Genomic DNA, 17952 nt, shown 5'->3' on the forward strand with positions numbered 1-17952 from the left:
AGAAGCTTTTCCCTTGACAAAAAAACGCATTTATATAATAATGAATATCGAATTAGAATTATTACAATCTGTTAATGATTCTCAATCACAACCATTACTAGGAGGAATTTACACTATGTCATTAATCGGTTCACAAGTCGTACCATTTAAAGCAGAAGCATTCAAAGACGGTGAGTTCATCACTGTTACAGACGAAAGCCTGAAAGGTCAATGGAGCATTTTCTGCTTCTACCCTGCGGACTTCACATTTGTATGCCCGACAGAGCTTGAAGACCTTCAGAATAACTATGAAACTCTTAAAGAGCTTGGCGTAGAAGTGTACTCAGTTTCTACGGACACTCACTTTACACATAAAGGCTGGCACGACAGCTCAGAAAAAATCGGTAAAATCAAATACGCAATGATCGGTGATCCGTCACAACGCATCACTCGCGGTTTCGATGTATTAAATGAAGAAGATGGTCTTGCTGACCGCGGAACATTCATCATCGACCCGGATGGCGTTATCCAGGCAGTTGAAATCAACGCTGGCGGAATCGGCCGTGATGCAGATATTCTAGTAAGCAAAATCAAAGCGGCACAATATGTGCGCAACAACCCAGGCGAAGTTTGCCCGGCTAAATGGCAGGAAGGTTCTGAAACACTTAAGCCAAGCCTTGACTTAGTTGGTAAATTATAAGGAGTGCTGAACATGCTCGAAGCAGATATTAAAGCACAATTAGAACAATACCTGCAAATGATGGAAGGCGACATCGTCCTGAAAGTCAGTGCAGGCGACGATGACACGTCGAAGGAGATGCTCGCTCTTGTAGATGAGCTCTCTTCCATGTCATCCCGCATCTCAGTGGAAAAAGCAGAACAGACAAGAACACCAAGCTTCAGCGTAAATCGTCCTGGTGAGGAGACCGGCATCACTTTTGCCGGGATTCCCCTTGGACATGAATTCACTTCCCTGGTCCTTGCCCTCCTGCAAGTGAGCGGCAGAGCGCCGAAAGTGGATCAAAGCGTCATTGACCAGATCAAGAGTGTCAAAGGTGAACACCACTTCGAGACGTATGTCAGCCTAAGCTGTCATAACTGTCCGGACGTGGTGCAGGCATTGAACATCATGAGTGTCCTGAACCCGAATATCACACATACGATGATCGACGGAGCTGCCTTCAAGGAAGAAGTGGAGCGCAAGAACGTCATGGCCGTTCCTGCTGTCTACCTGAATGCTGAATTCTTCAACGGCGGCCGTACGACTCTGGAAGAAATTCTTTCAAAAATCGTCGAAGGTCCCGGTGCGGATGAGCTATCGGATAAAGATCCGTATGACGTCCTTGTTGTCGGTGGCGGACCAGCGGGAGCAAGTGCGGCGATTTACGCGGCACGTAAAGGGATCCGTACAGGAATCGTCGCGGAACGCTTCGGAGGTCAGGTCCTTGACACGATGAGCATCGAGAACTTCATCAGCGTGAAGCAGACGGAAGGTCCGAAACTTGTGGCGAGTCTTGAAGAGCATGTGAAGGATTACGGCATCGATGTCATGAACCTACAGCGTGCCAAGCGCCTCGAGAAGAAAGATCTTGTGGAGCTTGAGCTTGAAAACGGTGCAGTACTGAAGAGTAAGAGCCTGATCATCTCAACAGGTGCTCGCTGGCGCAATATCAACGTTCCTGGTGAAGAGAAATTCAAAAACAAAGGTGTGGCGTACTGCCCTCACTGTGACGGACCACTCTTTGAAGGCAAAGATGTCGCTGTCATCGGCGGAGGAAACTCCGGTATCGAAGCAGCCATCGACCTTGCAGGAATCGTCAAGCATGTCACGGTCCTTGAGTTCAACTCTGAACTGAAAGCCGACGACGTGCTGCAGAAACGTCTTTACAGCCTGCCGAACGTGACCGTGATCACGAACGCACAAACGCAGGAAATCACCGGTACGGATAAGGTGAACGGCATTACCTACACCGACCGTGATACTCACGAAGAGAAACACGTCGAACTGCAAGGCGTATTCGTCCAAATCGGTCTCGTTCCAAACACAGACTGGCTCGGCGACCTTGTAGAACGTACAAAATTCGGTGAAATCATCGTAGACAAACACGGTGCCACCAACGTCCCTGGCGTATTCGCCGCAGGAGACTGCACAGACAACGCCTACAACCAAATCATCATCTCCATGGGATCAGGAGCCACCGCCTCACTCGGCGCGTTTGACTATCTGATTCGTAACTAAAGAGATTAAGAGGTTCGTCCCTTTTTGAGGGACGGACCTCTTTTTGTCTTGAGGGAAGATTCTTGTGAACGGGTTTGGAGGTCCGTCCCTCTCTTAAGACCCTCCCCAAAAATCCATGACGATACCGGCTTTGTCGTCGCTTTTTTTGAATCTTGGGTAGGTAATGCATTCGGGGTCTGATTCTTCGAGGTCGATCAGGTCGGCTGCATATTTCTCAATTCCTTTTTCAAGGATGCTGTACGTTGTGTATTCCCAATAGGACTCTCCTTCTGGGATCGATTCCGTCGGGAGGAATAATCCGTCTGTCAAGAGGATCAGATGGGTCAGCCCGACCTTGTTGATCTTCCCATATTCAAAATACTTGACCGCTTCCGGCTCCCCGTTCAGGACTCCATATCCCCCTGCCGCATTACTCAGCTGCCTGTTCGCAATAAGCTGCTCCTTCACATGGGGCATGATTTCATCCTTCGTCCTGAACCCTCTCCGGATGCACTCCCTCCACATTTCAATCGCGGTTTCTTCGAGATGCTCTACCTGCAGCCTCGTCAAGGGACGGACCTCGCCACTTTCATAGACGGCGAGGATCATACAATCCCCGGTTTGGATGAACTCGATCCCGCTATCCTGCACGCGGACAGCTGCAAGGGCCGTCCCCCATAGCTGTTCCTTCTGATTACCGTTGATTTGATATTTTGTCATTTTCATATGTAAACGTTCATTGATCCTTGTTAATGCTTCTTATAGGGATTGATCCCCCGACTCAATGGATTCCAATGCATCCTTTACCGTATGGGAAGCGATGTAGCCACCTGTCAGATTATCTTTTGAGACGAACGGAACGAGGGACGATACTCCGTCTGCGACACCGAATAGAGACTGGTGCTCATTGAAGATCAATGCATCTTCGTTTAAGGGTCCGTCCCCCTTGATGGTGATGTGGTGCAGTTTCATGTGTACACTTCCTTACTAGAAATATATTTTCGTGAAAAGGGCTCTCAGGAGTCACTTATCAGCGTTATTTTCAAGATATCAGCGGAAAATTGATTTTATCAGCGAAATTCCGATTATATCAGCGAATCTAGGAATATATCAGCGATTCCTAAATCCGACTCACTTCGGAACCACATCCCGAAACAAAAAGCGATCCCGCCCCGTGACCACGTCCGGAGTCACTCTCTCCTCCCCAAGCTCGTACCGGATCGGAAACTCAAAGTTCGGACCGTCAAACACAAACGTATGGAACTCCCCATTCTCCCCGCAGATATCACAGTTCTCAGGATAATCGCTTAGAAAATCCGCATCGTATACCCTACCTGCAAACGACCGATCCAGCTGTTCCATATCGATACAAGTGAGCACCGTCTTGAATCCACGCTCGATAAATTCACGACCCAGTTCTCCTACGTCCCTACCCCATAATGGGAAAATCGTCGTAATGCCTGTCCCTTCAAGCATCTCCTCCCGATATGCCCGTACATCCGCAAGATGAATATCTCCGAATACCATATGGGTGACCCCGTCTTCCAGCATCCTGGAAACGGCTTTCCCCATCCTCTCCTGATATACTTCATTCGGACAGTCCTGGGGGAGCCATACCTCACGCAGTGGAATGCCTAGAGACTTCGACTGCCGCTTCAACATCTCATACCGAACCCCGTGGATCGAGACCCGGTCGAACCCTTCCGTCAGCGTCACGAGGAGTGAATCCACCTCGTATTCAGGATTTTGTTGTATGTTATATAATGCCAGAGTGGAATCCTTTCCACCGCTATATGCAATGACTGTTTTCATGTTAGCCTCCCTAGTTTCCAATGAGTTTTCTCACTATTCATTATTCCAAACCTTGACGGGGAACTCAAACTTCTTGGTATAAAAAAAAGAGGCTGTGAAGCCCCTTTTAGCCTTTTCCTCCGGCAAAATGCCGACTTCAGCAAAATATCCTCTCCCCACCCTTGAGGGACGGACCTCCAATTCCCAAACACCCCAACTCTTAGAGATCGATGTTGAGGTCCGTCCCTCTACCACCTTAAAAATTCTCAGTATTATACAGAAACCCTGGTCTCAATATAACTCCTCACCAGCTCCCAACCTTCTTCTCGTTTCTTAAAGGTGTCGAAGAACATATTCCCGGTTTCCATCGGTTTTCCGTTCTGTACGATGGTGGCGTAGAGGATCGCCATCGTTTCATCTTCTTTCAATGGAATGATCGACATTTCGCGGATGTCCCATTCTGCCTGTTGCCCTTTGACGTAGGCAAACCCCTGCTTCCAGCCTTCAACCGACTCCTCATATCCGAATGCCTCGATGTCTCCATCCCTGACTTCCCTCCCTTGATAATCGGCGGAAATGAATGTCTCCAATTCTATGAGCGATGAATTCTTCCATGCCTGTATAAACGCGTCAAGAGCTGCTCTAAAGGATTGACTGTCCATTGTAACCTCCTACACTTTGTTTCTACCAATTATTTCAAATCTCAGTCATAAACTCAACAAAGAAGCCCGACTCATACAGTCGAACTACTCCTAAACATTATGGTACAAACCAACTACACGAGCGCCTTATTCCCCTTCACCATCCACATCAAAATTAATCCGTGAATCAAAGATACGAGCAACAGCGTCACGTATGGAGACACTCCATCCCAGGCATCCACCACATACGGTTTGTCGGAGACTGCGATCACCACGATACCGGTCATAAGGATGAAGATTACCTGGTAGAATGCCGAAGGGTACAGTCCACTTTTGTAGAAGGTTCCCCGGTGCAACCAAACCCCGACAAGAAATCCATTTAAAATCAGGGATGAGACCGCTGCAAGTAAGACCGTATTCCAAGATAGTGTGCTGCTTAGAATGTCCGTGAATCCGAATAGACTTAAACACATAAGCAGTGCACTCACCAATGAAAATAAAATCTTCTTCAATTCGACTCCCCCTTTCCACATTCAGCTTTAGTGTAATTTTACACTTAAAGAGGGTTATTTTCCATATTTTTCTTAAAAGAGAAACCGAATGTGCTGTCCCCCGTTTAGTATGATTCTTATAGGGAAACACACAACTACAACCAACTAAAGGAGGAATTCATTATCGCACACGATCCAAAACAAGCAGCGGCAAAAATGAATGAAGACAAAAAGGAAGAGATTATGCAGCATTTCGATTCGTTCAAGGACTACTTGGGTAATCAGGTTCAGAAGGGTGAAAAGCTGGGTCTAGGAGAGGAAGCTCTATCGAAAGGGGCTAAGCGCGTGGCCGATTATTTAGCGGAGCATGAGGAACCGCGTAACCGGGAGCAGAAGGTGCTGAATGAGATGTGGCATGTAGCCAACAAGGAAGAGCGTGAGCATATGGCTCATGTGTTAGTAAAACTTGCTGATCAAACCAATTAAAGAACACAGTTCTGAGCCCCCACTGAGTGATCTTTGGGGGCTTTTCCTATGATTAATGTTGTTCTTGTAAGACCATGCCGATTTGCGCCAGGGCTTCTTTCACGGTAGCCACCGTTGGGATCGTGGATAAATCGACACCCACCTCGATCGCTTCAACGGCTAATTCCGGTCTTATTCCTGATATGATGGAGTGCACACCTAGAAGGGATAATACGTTCGTGACCTTGAAGAGATAATCGATGACCATGCGATCAAGCGTATAAACACCGGAGAAATCGATGATTAAGCGATTAACGTTTTGATCCTTCACTTTGCACGGAATTAAATCGAGGAGGGTCATGGCTTTCTCTTGATCTATTTTTCCTCTTAGGGGAAGAACGGCCACATCATCGATCAATGGTACGAGGGTCGCAGATAATTCATTGATTTCCTCATTCATGTCCTGCTGATTCTTTTCTGTTTCTTTCCGCTTGGTGATGTCCCAGACGTAGGTTTGAATGGCCATTGTATCCCCTACTTTGACAGGGTGACAATATAACTCGACCTCTACCTTTGTCCCATCCATCCGATACACTGTTTCTTCAATGATATCTGCAGGCTTTCCATACGCAGATTGAATTCTCCGACTGATGGCTGCCTTTGAGCTTTCCTGGAAAATATCGAGGGGACTCGCACCGATCATGCTTTCTTTGTTGCTTCTGAAGAACTCTTCCGCTGCATGATTTATATACAGGACCTTATAGTCCGTGTGAATAATGAGTGGATCCCGTGAATATTCCATCACTTCTTTATAATCTATTTCTGCAACTGAAACATTCACATTATCACTCCTTTTCCTTCTACGATACAGGTTGTTTTACTAGATAGCAAGGAGATGGTATCTGTTACCATTCTGCCAGCTCACCTACCGGCCAACGTTTTTTTGATCTCACAGTCCAGGGTATCCCCATAATCCGAGGTCGAACCCGAGCCCGTCCAGATTTGCCGCAACGATGATCCATACCAGTCCGAGAAATAGAAGTTTAGGCTTATTCGTTTCGTTTCTCGTTAAACGGATAAATAACACCCAGGTCAAGATAAAGAGAATGAGAATAAACCACCAGCGTGGAGACAGGAAACAATGATCCAGCCAATAGTTGATATTTTCCCGTGTCACTTCCAGAGACTTTTCCCTTAATTGATCATAACGTTCATCCATACACTATCTCCTTTAAAAAAAGCCCTCAAAGATGATCTAAGAGGGCTCTGAATGCAGGATATTTCCTTCGATTATAGTGTGTGCCAATGAAGAGTATTTATTCTCCGTCATGATACAAATTCCCTAATCTCAACTATTTTCTAAATCTTTCGTTTAATCTGCGGAAATTAGAGGTAGGGTATGTATGGGAAGGCTTACGTCCTTTTTTTCAGGGACGGACCTTGCGAAATGATGAAAGGGGGATTTCCATGAAGCGTCTTTGTTTCGGTATCTTGCTCACCGTATTGTTCCTCACCGGCTGCAGTTCCTTAAAGGTACTCGACCCGAAAGGTACGGTTGCAGAACTTCAATTGAACTTATTCCAAATTTCCATTGCAATCATGTTGTTCGTCTTTTTTGTCGTGTTTTCCATGTTCGTGTACTTCACATGGAAGTACCGGGAAACACCGGAGCGCCGCCACGTCAATCCTTCTTATGTGAAAGGGAATAGGAAGCTTGAAGTCATGTGGACTGTCATTCCGATTCTATTATTGGTGATCCTCGCCGTCCCTACGGTAAAAGGTACCTTTTCCCTCGCCGAATCGGATGAGACCAGTGAAAACCCACTGACAATCGAGGTGACGGGACATCAATATTGGTGGGAGGTCCACTATCCCGATCAGGGCATTACCCTGACAAATGAAGCATACATACCAGTGGACCAGCCTGTCGTGTTCCAATTAAAATCCGCCGATGTCATCCATTCCTTCTGGATGCCGAGGCTTGGTGGAAAAAAAGATCTCATACCAGGAAAGACGAATACTCTGACGCTGAATGCCTCAGAGGAAGGCGTCTACAAAGGACAATGTGCAGAGCTCTGCGGGGCTTCCCATTCCTATATGAGATTCCAGGTTCACGCAGTCGGGAAACAGGAGTTCAGTCAGTGGGTCGATCAACTGTCTCAGGTAAAGGCATCTGAAAATCTTGATCCGACAGCTGAAAAAGGAAAGAAACTATTTATCTCCAAGTGTTTGACCTGTCATGCGGTTTCGCCTTCAGAAAGAAGCGAGGGTCCGAATCTTGCCGGATTTGCAGATAATGAGCGGATAGGCAATGTCCTTTCGAACACGGACGAAAATGTAGAGAAATGGATCAAAGATTCGTCCTCTTTCAAACCGGACGTCAACATGCCTCCATTTCCTGACCTGACAGAAGAAGACCTTAACGCATTAAGCACGTATCTTTCCCAATTAGAATAGGAGGTGGAGTATATGGATATCAAGTACACCCTTTTCGGACGGGAATTCGTATTCCCCTCTGATATCATCGCGGCAGACATCTCGATCATCCTGATGGCATTGACTGCCCTGTTTTTATTAACACGTTATAAAAAGTGGAAGTGGGCCTGGGACTGGGCAACTTCCACTCACCATCATAAAGTAGGGATTTTATATCTTGCGGCAGGAGGGGCCTTCTTTCTTCGCGGTGGTCTTGATGCCCTAATCATACGGCTTCAGCTCGCACTTCCGGAGAATCAGTTCTGGGTCTTCCAGGGTGAAAAGTATAACCAAATGATGACCACTCACGGTACGACGATGATCTTCTTCGTCGCCATGCCATTATTGATCGGGCTGATGAATGTGGCCGTCCCCCTTCAAATCGGGGCGAGGGACTTGGCGTTCCCCCACCTCAACTTGTTGAGCTTTTGGCTGTTTCTCGTCGGCGGGGCATTGGTCAATATCAGCTTCGTGCTCGGTGGATCGCCTTCTGCGGGCTGGACGGGCTTTGCTCCCTTAAGCCTGGATGTATATACCCCGGGTCCCGGTCTCGATTATTATGCCATCGGGATCCAGATCGCCGGAGCAGGGACGATCATGTCCGCCATTAACTTCCTGGTGACAATCATTCGCAAACGGGCTCCAGGGCTTACTTTTATGAGGATGCCGTTATTTACGTGGTCCTCCTTTGTTACATCGATCCTGATTTTATTCGCCTTTCCCGCCCTGACCGTCGCCCTGTTACTACTGACGATGGACCGGGTGTATGGAACGGCTTTTCTGACGGGGACAGAGGGAAACCCGATCATATGGCAGCACTTATTCTGGATCTTCGGTCATCCGGAAGTATATATTTTGATTTTGCCGGCGTTCGGCATCTTTTCCGATGTGATCACTACTTTCTCCAGACGCAATCTGTTTGCCTATCCGGCCATGGTGTTTGCCCTCGTCCTGATTGGGTTCCTCGGATTCATGGTGTGGATCCATCATATGTTCACCGTGGGGCTCGGGCCGATCTCAAACGCCATCTTTGCCCTGTCGACCATGTCGATTGCGGTCCCGACGGGAATCAAGGTGTTCAACTGGCTCTTCACGCTGCGGGGAGGGGTCATCCGCTTTAAGACCGCCATGTTGTTTTCACTGGCGTTCATCCCTACCTTCCTCATCGGCGGAGCCACGGGTGTCATGCTTTCATCGGCCCCTGCAGATTATCAGTACCATGACAGTTATTTTGTCGTCGGTCACTTTCACTATGTGATCGTCGGTGGGACTGTCCTCGGAATCTTTGCAGGAGTGTATTACTGGTGGCCGAAAATGTTCGGCTTCCTGCTTAATGAAGTTTTGGGAAAATGGCATTTCTGGCTGTTCACCATCGGCTTTCATGTCACCTTCTTCCCGATGCATCTGATGGGATTGAACGGGATGCCCCGCCGTGTGTTTACGTATTTAAAAAGTGATGGATTAGGAACATTGAATCTCATCAGTACAATCGGAGCCTTCCTCATGGCGCTGGCCGTGATGATCTTTCTCTGGAACATTTTCTGGAGTTACCGGAATGAAAAGCGGGACCTCACCGGTGACCCGTGGGAGGGACGGACCCTTGAATGGTCGATTCCGTCGCCGCCTCCTCTGGGCAATTTCATCAATCGTCCCCTCGTCACCACGGTCGATCAGCTGTGGTATGAGAAGCAGGAAGGGGATGGAACCATTCGAATGGCAGAGGAAGAAGACGTCATTTACGTATCGAATCCTACGGCACAGCCACTGATGCTCGCAGGAGCCCTGTTCGTCTCTTCCTTTGGCTTCATCTTTGGATTTCCACCCCTGCAATGGTTCGGTTTTGCCAGTGTAATCGGAATGTTGGCGCTTCGCTCTTTCACTGCCGGTCGCACATGGACGCCTTATACGCCTGATGAACTCCGGGCAGAAAGGAGGAAAGGGTCCCAATGAATCAACACGCATTCGAAATCGATCAACAGCAGGACAAGAAGCTCGCCATGTGGTTCTTTATTGCCGCGGAGGTTGTCATCTTCGCCTCCCTTTTCGGGGTGTATCTAACCCTCAAATCCCATCTATCAGACGGTCCATCCAGTGAAGAAATGCTGGAGTTGAAGAGTGTCGTGATCTCGACGGTCCTTCTTCTATCAAGCAGCTTCACCATCTATGCCTGTGTCAGCTCGAGTGAAAAGGGAAAAACGAAGCAGACGCTCCTTCTATTACTACTGACCCTTCTCCTAGGAGGCATCTTTTTGATAATGGAAGCAAGGGAGTTCTTCCATTATCATGAAAAAGGTTTTGAACTGGACACCAGTCCATTCCTATCCTCCTTTTATCTACTGGTCGGGACCCACGGAATGCATGTCCTGGCAGGAGTCATCTGGATGGGGATCTTACTCATCCACTTTGGGGTAAAAGGGGTTTGCCGGGAAACATCCTCAAGACTTTCGGTGTTCTCCCTTTATTGGCACTTCGTGGATCTCGTATGGGTCTTGATCTTCACCCTCGTCTATCTGTTTGGAAAGGTGGGATAAGTGTGAAAAAAACGGCGTTCATCTTCCTGTATATCATTGTAATCGGTTCCGCCATCGGGGGATATGTTCTCGTTGAATACAGCAAGGGACAACTTGAACGTTCAACGCTTCTCCTCCTGCTCTTAACCCTTGCCTTTTTATCCATCAGCTTGCAGCTGACGGTATTGATGAAAACGAAAGCACCCCTGACAAAGTGGAAGTGGCTTTCTTTATCGAGCGGCCTGCTTATCGGCGGGCTGACTTTTCTTTATTTATTCCTTCTTAAGTAAATGGAAAAGGGCACGCTCCCTTTTCCATTTCATCCTCACTACATTCCCGCTGGTTTAAACATATATATAAAACATGACTTTTCTCCCTTCCCTCCCTCTTTCAATCATGTTAAAATAATCCAAAATCAGACAAATAGTCACCCCTTTATTGAAAGGAGATGTAGATAATGTCAGAAAATAATGAGCTGTACACCATTTTAAGGACACTTGAGACCTATTCCCAAAGTGACATCACACATTCATTTTCTGAACATGATACTGACCTCTTGAGGGTTTCTTATTCCCATGAATCCAAAGTCTTTGTCGTCAGACAACATGACTCAGTGGAAACCTATCCGGACAAACCGTCCGCTTTAGCCAGGTTAGAATCATTATTACACGATTTAAAAAACCCTGCCCGGTAAAAAAGCATGCCATACCACAAAAAAAAGACCCGTCGCCGCTATCGGATCGACAGGTCTTCTTTCTTTTCCGGAAATCATCAGGTACTATTTATTGTTATTTGAATTGTTTGAGCGGCTGGAGTTGCTTGAGCTACCCGAGTTGCTTGAATTACTTGAGTTGCTGGACTGGCTTCCGCCCTTTGCTCCGATTTCCTGATAAAATTTCTTATCGTGATTCTCTGACGTGGCTTCTCCGCCTTTTTCACCAATCTCCTGGTAGAATTCCTTGTCATGATTCTTCGCTGTTTGTTCTCCGCCTTTACGGCCGGCTTCTTCGTAGCTCATTTTGTTGTTGTTATTGTTGTTGCTGCTGTTGCTGTTGCTGCTGTTATTATTGTTTCTGCTGTTATTGTTATTGTTATTGTTACCACTATTGTTATTGTTATTGTTGTTGTTTGCCATAATTAAAATCCTCCTTAAAGTTAGTAAAGTTGGTTCTAAACAAATTCATCAAGGACGGTGGATTTAGTTATTGTTGCTGTTTGAATTATTGCTGTTTAAGCTGTTTGAGCTGTTTGAGCTGTTTGAGCTGTTTGAGCTGTTTGAGCTACCCGAGTTGCTATTGCTTGAGTTGCTGGACTGGCTTCCGCCTTTCGCTCCGATTTCCTGATAAAATTTCTTATCATGATTATCTGAAGTGGCTTCCCCACCTTTTTCACCAATCTCCTGGTAGAATTCTTTGTCATGATTCTTTGCTGTCTGTTCTCCGCCTTTACGTCCGGCTTCTTCGTAACTCATTTTACCGTTGTTATTGTTGCTGTTGTTGTTACTGTTTGACATAAATAAAATCCTCCTTAAGTTTAGTAAAAATGGTGTTGTACGATTGTACATTGGTTATATACCTCGTGATACGAAAGCTAAACCGATATGGGGGTTTTTAACATTTCTGTAATATAATTTTTACCGGTGAGAACCCGAGTGAGGCGATGCCTCCCAATAGAAGTACCGCGTGAAGAGGTGTATCATGGAGATAGATTAATTACAAAAAGGAGTCTTGTGACATGGAATACATCATGCGGGGAACCCAGGCGTTCAAGAATGCAAACCTGGCTTTGTTTGCAGGAGGCTTCAGTACGTTCGCGATTCTGTGGGGGACCCAGCCCCTGCTTCCTGAGATCGCCCGTGAGTTCAATGTCTCCCCGGCCACATCGAGTCTCAGCCAATCGTCCACCACCATCGCCCTGGCGATCAGTCTTTTGATTGCGGGATCGTTATCAGATGTGTACGGCCGGAAATCCGTCATGACCTTCTCATTACTGGCTTCTTCCATCCTAGCCATCTGTACGGGATTTGCATCAGGCTTCCATATGCTCGTCCTCGGCAGGATCCTCCAGGGGATTACGCTTGCAGGTCTGCCCGCCGTCGCCATGGCTTATCTGGGTGAAGAAATCGAAGCGAAAAGTCTCGGAATGGCCATGGGATTGTACATCAGCGGAAACTCCATCGGGGGCATGTCCGGCCGGATCATCAGCGGCGTCCTGACCGATTATTTCAACTGGCATATTGCACTGATGGGAATCGGGGTCATCAGCCTGCTTTCAAGCATCATCTTTATCATGCTGCTTCCGAGGTCTGCCCATTTCGAACCCCAGAACTTTAAGCTCACGTCCCTGGCAGGATCCCTGTTCAGTCAGTTCAAGGTCCCGGGCCTCACATATCTTTTCTCCATCGGATTTCTCTTGATGGGCGGATTCGTCTCACTCTACAATTACATCGGATTCGAGCTGATCGCACCACCCTACTCACTCAGCCAGACCGTCGTCGGCTTCATCTTCATCGTCTACATCGTCGGCACCTTCAGCTCCACGTGGATGGGGATGCTCGCAGATCAATACGGAAAAAAGAAAATACTGGCCTTATCGCTCGTCATCATGTTAACAGGCGTCGTGACGACCCTGCACCCGAATCTATGGGTGAAAATCATCGGAATCGCCGTCTTCACATACGGATTCTTCGCCGGACACTCCATCGCCAGCAGCTGGGTCGGACGATTAGCCGTCCATGACAAAGCACAGGCTTCCGCCCTTTACTTGTCCGCCTATTATGCGGGCTCAAGCGTGGGCGGTACCGTGAGTGGCAGCTTCTATCACCAGTGGAACTGGCAGGGCGTGGTGTGGATGATCGTCACCCTCTCTGTTATATCGATTGGGATATCAATGGGGTTGGGAAAGAGGGAGAATGTGCGATCCACATAAAAAAGAGGACGCTTCGTGAAGTCCTCTTCCACCCGTCCTCAAACTAATCAATCAGAGATACATGGTTCTTATACGTTCTATCTCAAAAAAAAATCATCCATCCCTACTCCATCTCCACCGTTTCCTCATACGTCATCCCGAACGATTGATACTCTATTTGCACCTGCCTGACTTTCTCATCATGAAACACGTTCACGGCATAGATCCTGTTCTCCTTTGTGGCTGTTCCCGTCGTCCAAGCGATCCATTCGTTCTGCATTTGTGGGACCCGCCTTAATCCTTACGTCCCCCACATTTTCAAAGCTGATTTCTTCAGGCAGCTCATTACGGGGTCCATCGGTAATGGCATACCCTCTCAGCAGGTTGCTCACCTGCATCTTCACTTCATCTGGCGCTTCATTACCATTGACCGTGACCCCGGTCACCTTCGCCTCTTTCCATCCATGATTGGTCACTTCAACAAGGACGGACGTCCCTGCTGCATTTTGAGCAACGACTCCAACTTCCATGGGAGGATACATCTACATCCTCATCCACATATACCCTCCTCCAACAGCAGCCACCATCATAAACTAAACAATTATCCACCAGCGCTTCTTCATCCATCTATCTCCTTAGGTTGCTCCTCATTTCCTGCCATGTGCATTCGGAATTCCAACAGAATCAACACGATTCCCGTTCCCGCTGCAATCACCGCCAACACCGATGGTAAGGTCCCAACCTCAATCAACGCGGTTCCGAATACACCGTACCGAAAGTCCCATCCGAGTCCGCCATCTCCCATCAGCAAGCCGGAATAAACCGTAGCCGCTATAAGTGTCGACCCATAAAGAATCGCACTGACCATCAAACAGGTTAACCCAATCCACAATCGTTTCATCGCATACACCCTATCTTCCAAAGAACCTCGGCAATTGAACCCCAAGATCGAATAACGCGCTCGTCACAAGGAGGATGAGCACCGGGATAACGCAGAGGATGAGAATCCATATCCAGGTTTGGTTGGAAGATCCCTCTCTCTTATACTTTCTGTACATTTCTTGAACTCGCTTTTGCTTTTCATTCGTGGGTTCGGTCATATCCTATACCTCCCCGTTTTTATACAATTGTTTCCATGCTTCTAACCTATTCGCCTGTGCCCAGTCATAATCCTTTTTTCAGAGTTCGAGAAAAATAAAGAAGCAACCAGTAAAGTCTGATTGCTTTTTTCACGTATTAAAACCCCGACCCCCTCAGCCCAACAATAAACAACCCGACCACAAGGATAAACCCAACCGGCAGCACCACCAGAATCACAGCCGATGCCTTCCTCCAAAACCCCGGTGCACTATACCAGGATGCAAAGGCAGCACCGAAATATCCAATTAAGATGATCCACACCCATAGATGACCAATTTGTTTCCCGACAAGCGACTGTAAAATCAAGAACGTGACGATCAGAATCCCAATTGACAGAAGGCCAAAGTATTTTCTCATGTCTGTCTCCATTCATACTGAATATCCGGCAGATTCTCCTCGTTTTCGTGACCTCTTCCGATCACCACAAACCCGTTCTTTTCATAAAACCTCCGGGCGTTCTCATTCACTTCAAAGGTGTACAGGGTCAAGCACCCGCTTGACTTCGCCTTTGCTTTATCCAATAACATCTGACCGATTCCGAGTCCTTGATAATCAACGTGAAGGTATAGCTGACTGATTTCAGTTTCATTATAGGCGGCCATTCCGGCTACTTTTCCATTTATAAGTGCCAGATCAACTTGGTACTGCCGAGGCAGGATGTTGGTTAAAAAATAGAGGTGACTTTCCACACTATGTTTTTCCTTTTGCCCAATGGCCCGCTCCTTACTTTCCCGCCACATGGCCACGGTTTCCTTGGCATACTTCAGGTCAAAGGGAATGATTTCTGGTCTCATCCATGTTCCTCCTCAATCCACCCCAACATTATTTTTTCTCTTTCAAAATCGTAAAAATCAAAAAGGATATCAAAATCAAAAAGACGATCCCGACGCCACTCAGAATGTCGTAAATGTCATTCACAAGATAGATATGAATATCCAATCCCCCACGCCTTTTTCCTAATTATTTCAAATAATGGATTCTTTCTCAATCTTTTTTAGAAGAATAATGGAGAGAGCTTACCCGCCTTAGGTAAGCTCTCTCCATTATTCTTCCGGAATGATGTGCAGTTTCTCCAGCACCTCTACCGTCAGATTCTTCGCTTCCGTCCCGCTTCCACCCAAATTGACGGCGAATACCCACTCTCCCTTATCGGTTTCCACATACCCCGTGTACCAGCCGAGTCCGAAATCCGACAACCGGGTCCCGGTTTTGCCGTGGATGATATAGTCGTCCTGCTCGTCATTGATCATGATCCGCTTCACGGTTCTCATCTGCTGTTTGTCATAAGGCAGGCTTTCTTCCACCAGATCTTCGAAAAAGTCCGACTGCTCCCGGGCCGATATTTTCAGACTGCTGTCGAGCCAGAAGGAGTCGATGCGACCAGAGATATCTTCGTTCCCATAATCCATCTTTTCAAGGTTTTCCTGCATCCTCTCCTCCCCGATATCACGGGCCATGGACTGATAGTACCAGATGACGGAGTATCTCATGCCGGAAGCGAGGGTGTGATTCCGATTCCAGTCCGGGAACTCCCTCACTGTTCCGTCCCACCGCTTCACCTCATATTCATCCCTGACAGCTCCCGTCGACAATCCAATCAAGGCGTGGGGCACTTTATACGTTGACTCCGGAGTATATCTCCGCTCGCTTCTCTCCTTGTTGTAAATGAATTCCTTGTCTGTCTTCAGGTTGCGGATGACGATGGTCGCGTCTTTTCCATTCAGCATGTCTGTGATTTCCGATTGAACATTGGTTTTGGCGTCGGCATACGTCGCTCCTATGACGATCAGGACCATACTCATGACCAGTGCAGCGATTCTCTTCATTGCATTCCACTCCTTATGGTTTAATAGAATGACAGGCCTATCGTTCTTGATTTTTAGTATACTGACAGAAACGATCGTGCCCAACACCGTTTTTCATAGACTGTACCCCTACAGATGGGAGGAAACAGAAGTGCCCCATGCCAAATTTGAAGAGATCATCCATTATATAGAGGAGCTTGCCGAGTCCGGTCACCTCAAGCCCGGGACCCGCCTGCCGTCGATCAGATCCCTTGCAGGCGAGTTCTCATGCAGCTTGAATACTGTTATCAAAGCCTACAAAGTACTAGAGTTCAGCCACAGGATTTATGCCGTGAGTAAAAGCGGCTATTACCTGGTTGAAGATTATCCTTATAAAAAACAGACCGGTTCAGCAGTACCCGCCTATGACTTCCTATCCGCCGGTCCCGACAAACATGCCATGCCCTATCTCGACTACAAGCACTGCATGAACCAGGCCATCGATCGGTACAAGGAAGACATGTTCACTTATTCCGACCTGCTCGGGCTTCCCTCCCTGCGCGAAGAACTCGCCCGCCATCTCCGGGATCTACAGGTGTTTACCGATCCTTCACGCATTGCCGTCACAACGGGATCCCAGCAGGCACTCCATCTCTTGATCCGCCTCCCATTCCCGAACGGCAAGCGGACCATCCTGACCGAACAGCCTGCCCATCCGAGTTTCATAGAATCAGTGAGGGACCAGCCCTGTCTGGGGATTGATATTGGGAGGGACGGACCTGACCTGGAGCAGCTCGAAGCCATTTTTCAAAACGAAGAGATTAAATTCTTCTATCTTGTCTCGAGATTTCATAATCCCACCGGACATAGTTACACGAACGAAGAAAGAAGGAAGATCGTTGAGCTCGCTGAAAGGTATGATGTGTATATCGTGGAGGACGATTATATGGGTGACCTCGATCCCGATTTGAAGCAGGATCCCATGTTTGCCTATCAACCGAACGGGAGGGTCATCTATACAAAAAGCTTTTCTAAAACCCTATTGCCGGGTCTGCGTCTCGGCCTCGCCGTCCTTCCAACTGAGTTGATCGAAGGATTCACACGTGCCAAGTTTGCCGCTGACGTCCATACACCGGTCATCACCCAGGGGGCTCTGGAAATCTATTTAAAAAACGGAATGTTCGGTGCCCATATTGAGAAAATCCGGGATCTGTACCGGAAAAAGGGAGAGGTGCTTTGCGGGGCATATCGTGCTTTTATGCGGGAGGGGACGTTCTATACATGCCCTGCATCGGGGTTCTACTCCACGGTGAGGCTGCCTTCTTCATTGAAAGCGGGTGATCTCATCCAACGGTTAAAGGAGAAAAACGTCTTGACACAGAGCACCAAATCCATGTATCTGAAGGAATTCATAAGATATGATGAGCTCCGGCTCAGTGTGTCCCATGTAGAGGATCATATGATTAGCGAAGGCGTTGCACTGATGGCAGAAACCATTCAGGAAATGATGATTGAGCGAAAAAAAGGGGTGATGTGGAGATAGTCCGGTAG

General features: G+C 47.5%; 23 protein-coding genes and 2 pseudogenes. 10 read left to right on the forward strand and 15 right to left on the reverse strand.

The window, feature by feature from the left end; genetic code table 11:
• The first annotated feature begins 115 nt into the window (after positions 1-115).
• Together ahpC and ahpF are read left to right on the forward strand one after the other, a co-directional pair.
• On the forward strand, positions 116-679 hold the full coding sequence (gene ahpC, locus ATG71_RS00590; RefSeq protein WP_034761584.1) for an alkyl hydroperoxide reductase subunit C: 564 nt from the start codon (positions 116-118) through the stop codon (positions 677-679).
• 12 nt (positions 680-691) lie between these two features.
• Entirely contained in the window at positions 692-2218 is a 1527-nt protein-coding gene (gene ahpF, locus ATG71_RS00595) for an alkyl hydroperoxide reductase subunit F (RefSeq protein ID WP_098437587.1), read from the forward strand.
• Positions 2219-2311: 93 nt separating this feature from the next.
• On the opposite strand, the gene ATG71_RS00600 is transcribed toward ahpF, so the two are convergent.
• The 5 genes from ATG71_RS00600 to ATG71_RS00615 all read right to left on the reverse strand — a co-directional run bounded on the left by ATG71_RS00600 (position 2312) and on the right by ATG71_RS00615 (position 5141).
• Positions 2312-2923, reverse strand: a complete 612-nt coding sequence (locus tag ATG71_RS00600; RefSeq protein WP_286162871.1) for a protein phosphatase 2C domain-containing protein — start codon at positions 2921-2923, stop codon at positions 2312-2314.
• A gap of 33 nt (positions 2924-2956) precedes the next feature.
• Entirely contained in the window at positions 2957-3169 is a 213-nt protein-coding gene (locus ATG71_RS23595; RefSeq protein ID WP_286162872.1) for a hypothetical protein, read from the reverse strand.
• 159 nt (positions 3170-3328) lie between these two features.
• Complete coding sequence (locus ATG71_RS00605) at positions 3329-4009, reverse strand: Dph6-related ATP pyrophosphatase (RefSeq protein ID WP_098437590.1); 681 nt, start codon at positions 4007-4009, stop codon at positions 3329-3331.
• 251 nt (positions 4010-4260) lie between these two features.
• A complete protein-coding gene (locus tag ATG71_RS00610; RefSeq protein WP_098437593.1) occupies positions 4261-4650 on the reverse strand; it encodes a nuclear transport factor 2 family protein in 390 nt (129 codons plus the stop codon).
• 113 nt (positions 4651-4763) lie between these two features.
• Positions 4764-5141: a hypothetical protein gene (locus ATG71_RS00615; RefSeq protein WP_098437596.1), complete on the reverse strand. Its 378-nt coding sequence runs from the start codon at positions 5139-5141 to the stop codon at positions 4764-4766.
• A gap of 195 nt (positions 5142-5336) precedes the next feature.
• On the opposite strand from ATG71_RS00615, the gene ATG71_RS00620 reads away from it, so the two are divergent.
• Entirely contained in the window at positions 5337-5606 is a 270-nt protein-coding gene (locus ATG71_RS00620) for a DUF3243 domain-containing protein (RefSeq protein WP_098437599.1), read from the forward strand.
• 52 nt (positions 5607-5658) lie between these two features.
• On the opposite strand, the gene ATG71_RS00625 is transcribed toward ATG71_RS00620, so the two are convergent.
• Together ATG71_RS00625 and ATG71_RS00630 are read right to left on the reverse strand one after the other, a co-directional pair.
• On the reverse strand, positions 5659-6426 hold the full coding sequence (locus ATG71_RS00625; RefSeq protein ID WP_098437601.1) for a PAS domain S-box protein: 768 nt from the start codon (positions 6424-6426) through the stop codon (positions 5659-5661).
• Positions 6427-6534: 108 nt separating this feature from the next.
• The gene (locus ATG71_RS00630; protein ID WP_098437604.1) at positions 6535-6804 is read right to left on the reverse strand and encodes a hypothetical protein; all 270 of its coding nucleotides are present in this window, start codon (positions 6802-6804) and stop codon (positions 6535-6537) included.
• 248 nt (positions 6805-7052) lie between these two features.
• On the opposite strand from ATG71_RS00630, the gene coxB reads away from it, so the two are divergent.
• The 5 genes from coxB to ATG71_RS00655 all read left to right on the forward strand — a co-directional run bounded on the left by coxB (position 7053) and on the right by ATG71_RS00655 (position 11264).
• A complete protein-coding gene (gene coxB, locus ATG71_RS00635; protein ID WP_098437606.1) occupies positions 7053-8042 on the forward strand; it encodes a cytochrome c oxidase subunit II in 990 nt (329 codons plus the stop codon).
• A gap of 93 nt (positions 8043-8135) precedes the next feature.
• Positions 8136-10010, forward strand: coding sequence for a cytochrome c oxidase subunit I (locus tag ATG71_RS00640; protein WP_098441679.1), 1875 nt, complete (start codon positions 8136-8138; stop codon positions 10008-10010).
• Positions 10007-10591, forward strand: a complete 585-nt coding sequence (locus ATG71_RS00645) for a cytochrome c oxidase subunit 3 (RefSeq protein ID WP_098437609.1) — start codon at positions 10007-10009, stop codon at positions 10589-10591. Before ATG71_RS00640 ends, ATG71_RS00645 begins: the two co-directional genes overlap by 4 nt.
• A 2-nt stretch (positions 10592-10593) precedes the next feature.
• Positions 10594-10860: a hypothetical protein gene (locus ATG71_RS00650; RefSeq protein ID WP_098437612.1), complete on the forward strand. Its 267-nt coding sequence runs from the start codon at positions 10594-10596 to the stop codon at positions 10858-10860.
• 167 nt (positions 10861-11027) lie between these two features.
• Complete coding sequence (locus tag ATG71_RS00655; RefSeq protein ID WP_098437639.1) at positions 11028-11264, forward strand: hypothetical protein; 237 nt, start codon at positions 11028-11030, stop codon at positions 11262-11264.
• 153 nt (positions 11265-11417) lie between these two features.
• On the opposite strand, the pseudogene ATG71_RS00660 reads toward ATG71_RS00655, so the two are convergent.
• Positions 11418-11588: pseudogene (locus tag ATG71_RS00660) on the reverse strand (KGG domain-containing protein); the annotation flags it as partial.
• A 282-nt stretch (positions 11589-11870) separates the two neighbouring features.
• Positions 11871-12083: pseudogene (locus ATG71_RS23905) on the reverse strand (KGG domain-containing protein); the annotation flags it as partial.
• Between the two features lie 221 nt (positions 12084-12304).
• Between ATG71_RS23905 and ATG71_RS00670 the strand changes: the two are divergent.
• Positions 12305-13498 (forward strand): MFS transporter, encoded by a 1194-nt coding sequence (locus ATG71_RS00670; protein WP_098437648.1) that lies wholly within the window; start codon positions 12305-12307, stop codon positions 13496-13498.
• Positions 13499-13677: 179 nt separating this feature from the next.
• Here the strand turns inward: ATG71_RS00670 and ATG71_RS00675 are convergent, their stop codons facing one another.
• The 6 genes from ATG71_RS00675 to blaOXA all read right to left on the reverse strand — a co-directional run bounded on the left by ATG71_RS00675 (position 13678) and on the right by blaOXA (position 16443).
• Entirely contained in the window at positions 13678-14019 is a 342-nt protein-coding gene (locus ATG71_RS00675) for a hypothetical protein (protein WP_098437650.1), read from the reverse strand.
• 77 nt (positions 14020-14096) lie between these two features.
• Positions 14097-14378, reverse strand: a complete 282-nt coding sequence (locus ATG71_RS00680; protein ID WP_098437653.1) for a phosphatase — start codon at positions 14376-14378, stop codon at positions 14097-14099.
• 10 nt (positions 14379-14388) lie between these two features.
• The gene (locus tag ATG71_RS00685) at positions 14389-14577 is read right to left on the reverse strand and encodes a hypothetical protein (protein WP_098437656.1); all 189 of its coding nucleotides are present in this window, start codon (positions 14575-14577) and stop codon (positions 14389-14391) included.
• A 136-nt stretch (positions 14578-14713) separates the two neighbouring features.
• Entirely contained in the window at positions 14714-14974 is a 261-nt protein-coding gene (locus ATG71_RS00690; RefSeq protein ID WP_098437659.1) for a hypothetical protein, read from the reverse strand.
• Entirely contained in the window at positions 14971-15411 is a 441-nt protein-coding gene (locus ATG71_RS00695; protein ID WP_098437662.1) for a GNAT family N-acetyltransferase, read from the reverse strand. The genes ATG71_RS00690 and ATG71_RS00695 overlap by 4 nt, the downstream gene beginning before the upstream one ends.
• 249 nt (positions 15412-15660) lie before the next feature.
• Positions 15661-16443, reverse strand: coding sequence for a class D beta-lactamase (blaOXA, locus tag ATG71_RS00700; protein ID WP_098437665.1), 783 nt, complete (start codon positions 16441-16443; stop codon positions 15661-15663).
• 130 nt (positions 16444-16573) lie between these two features.
• Between blaOXA and ATG71_RS00705 the strand changes: the two genes are divergently transcribed.
• Positions 16574-17944, forward strand: coding sequence for an aminotransferase-like domain-containing protein (locus ATG71_RS00705; RefSeq protein ID WP_286162873.1), 1371 nt, complete (start codon positions 16574-16576; stop codon positions 17942-17944).
• Positions 17945-17952 lie beyond the last annotated feature (8 nt).

This window comes from Bacillus sp. es.034, assembly GCF_002563655.1.
In the GTDB taxonomy this organism is placed as follows: domain Bacteria; phylum Bacillota; class Bacilli; order Bacillales; family Bacillaceae_B; genus Rossellomorea.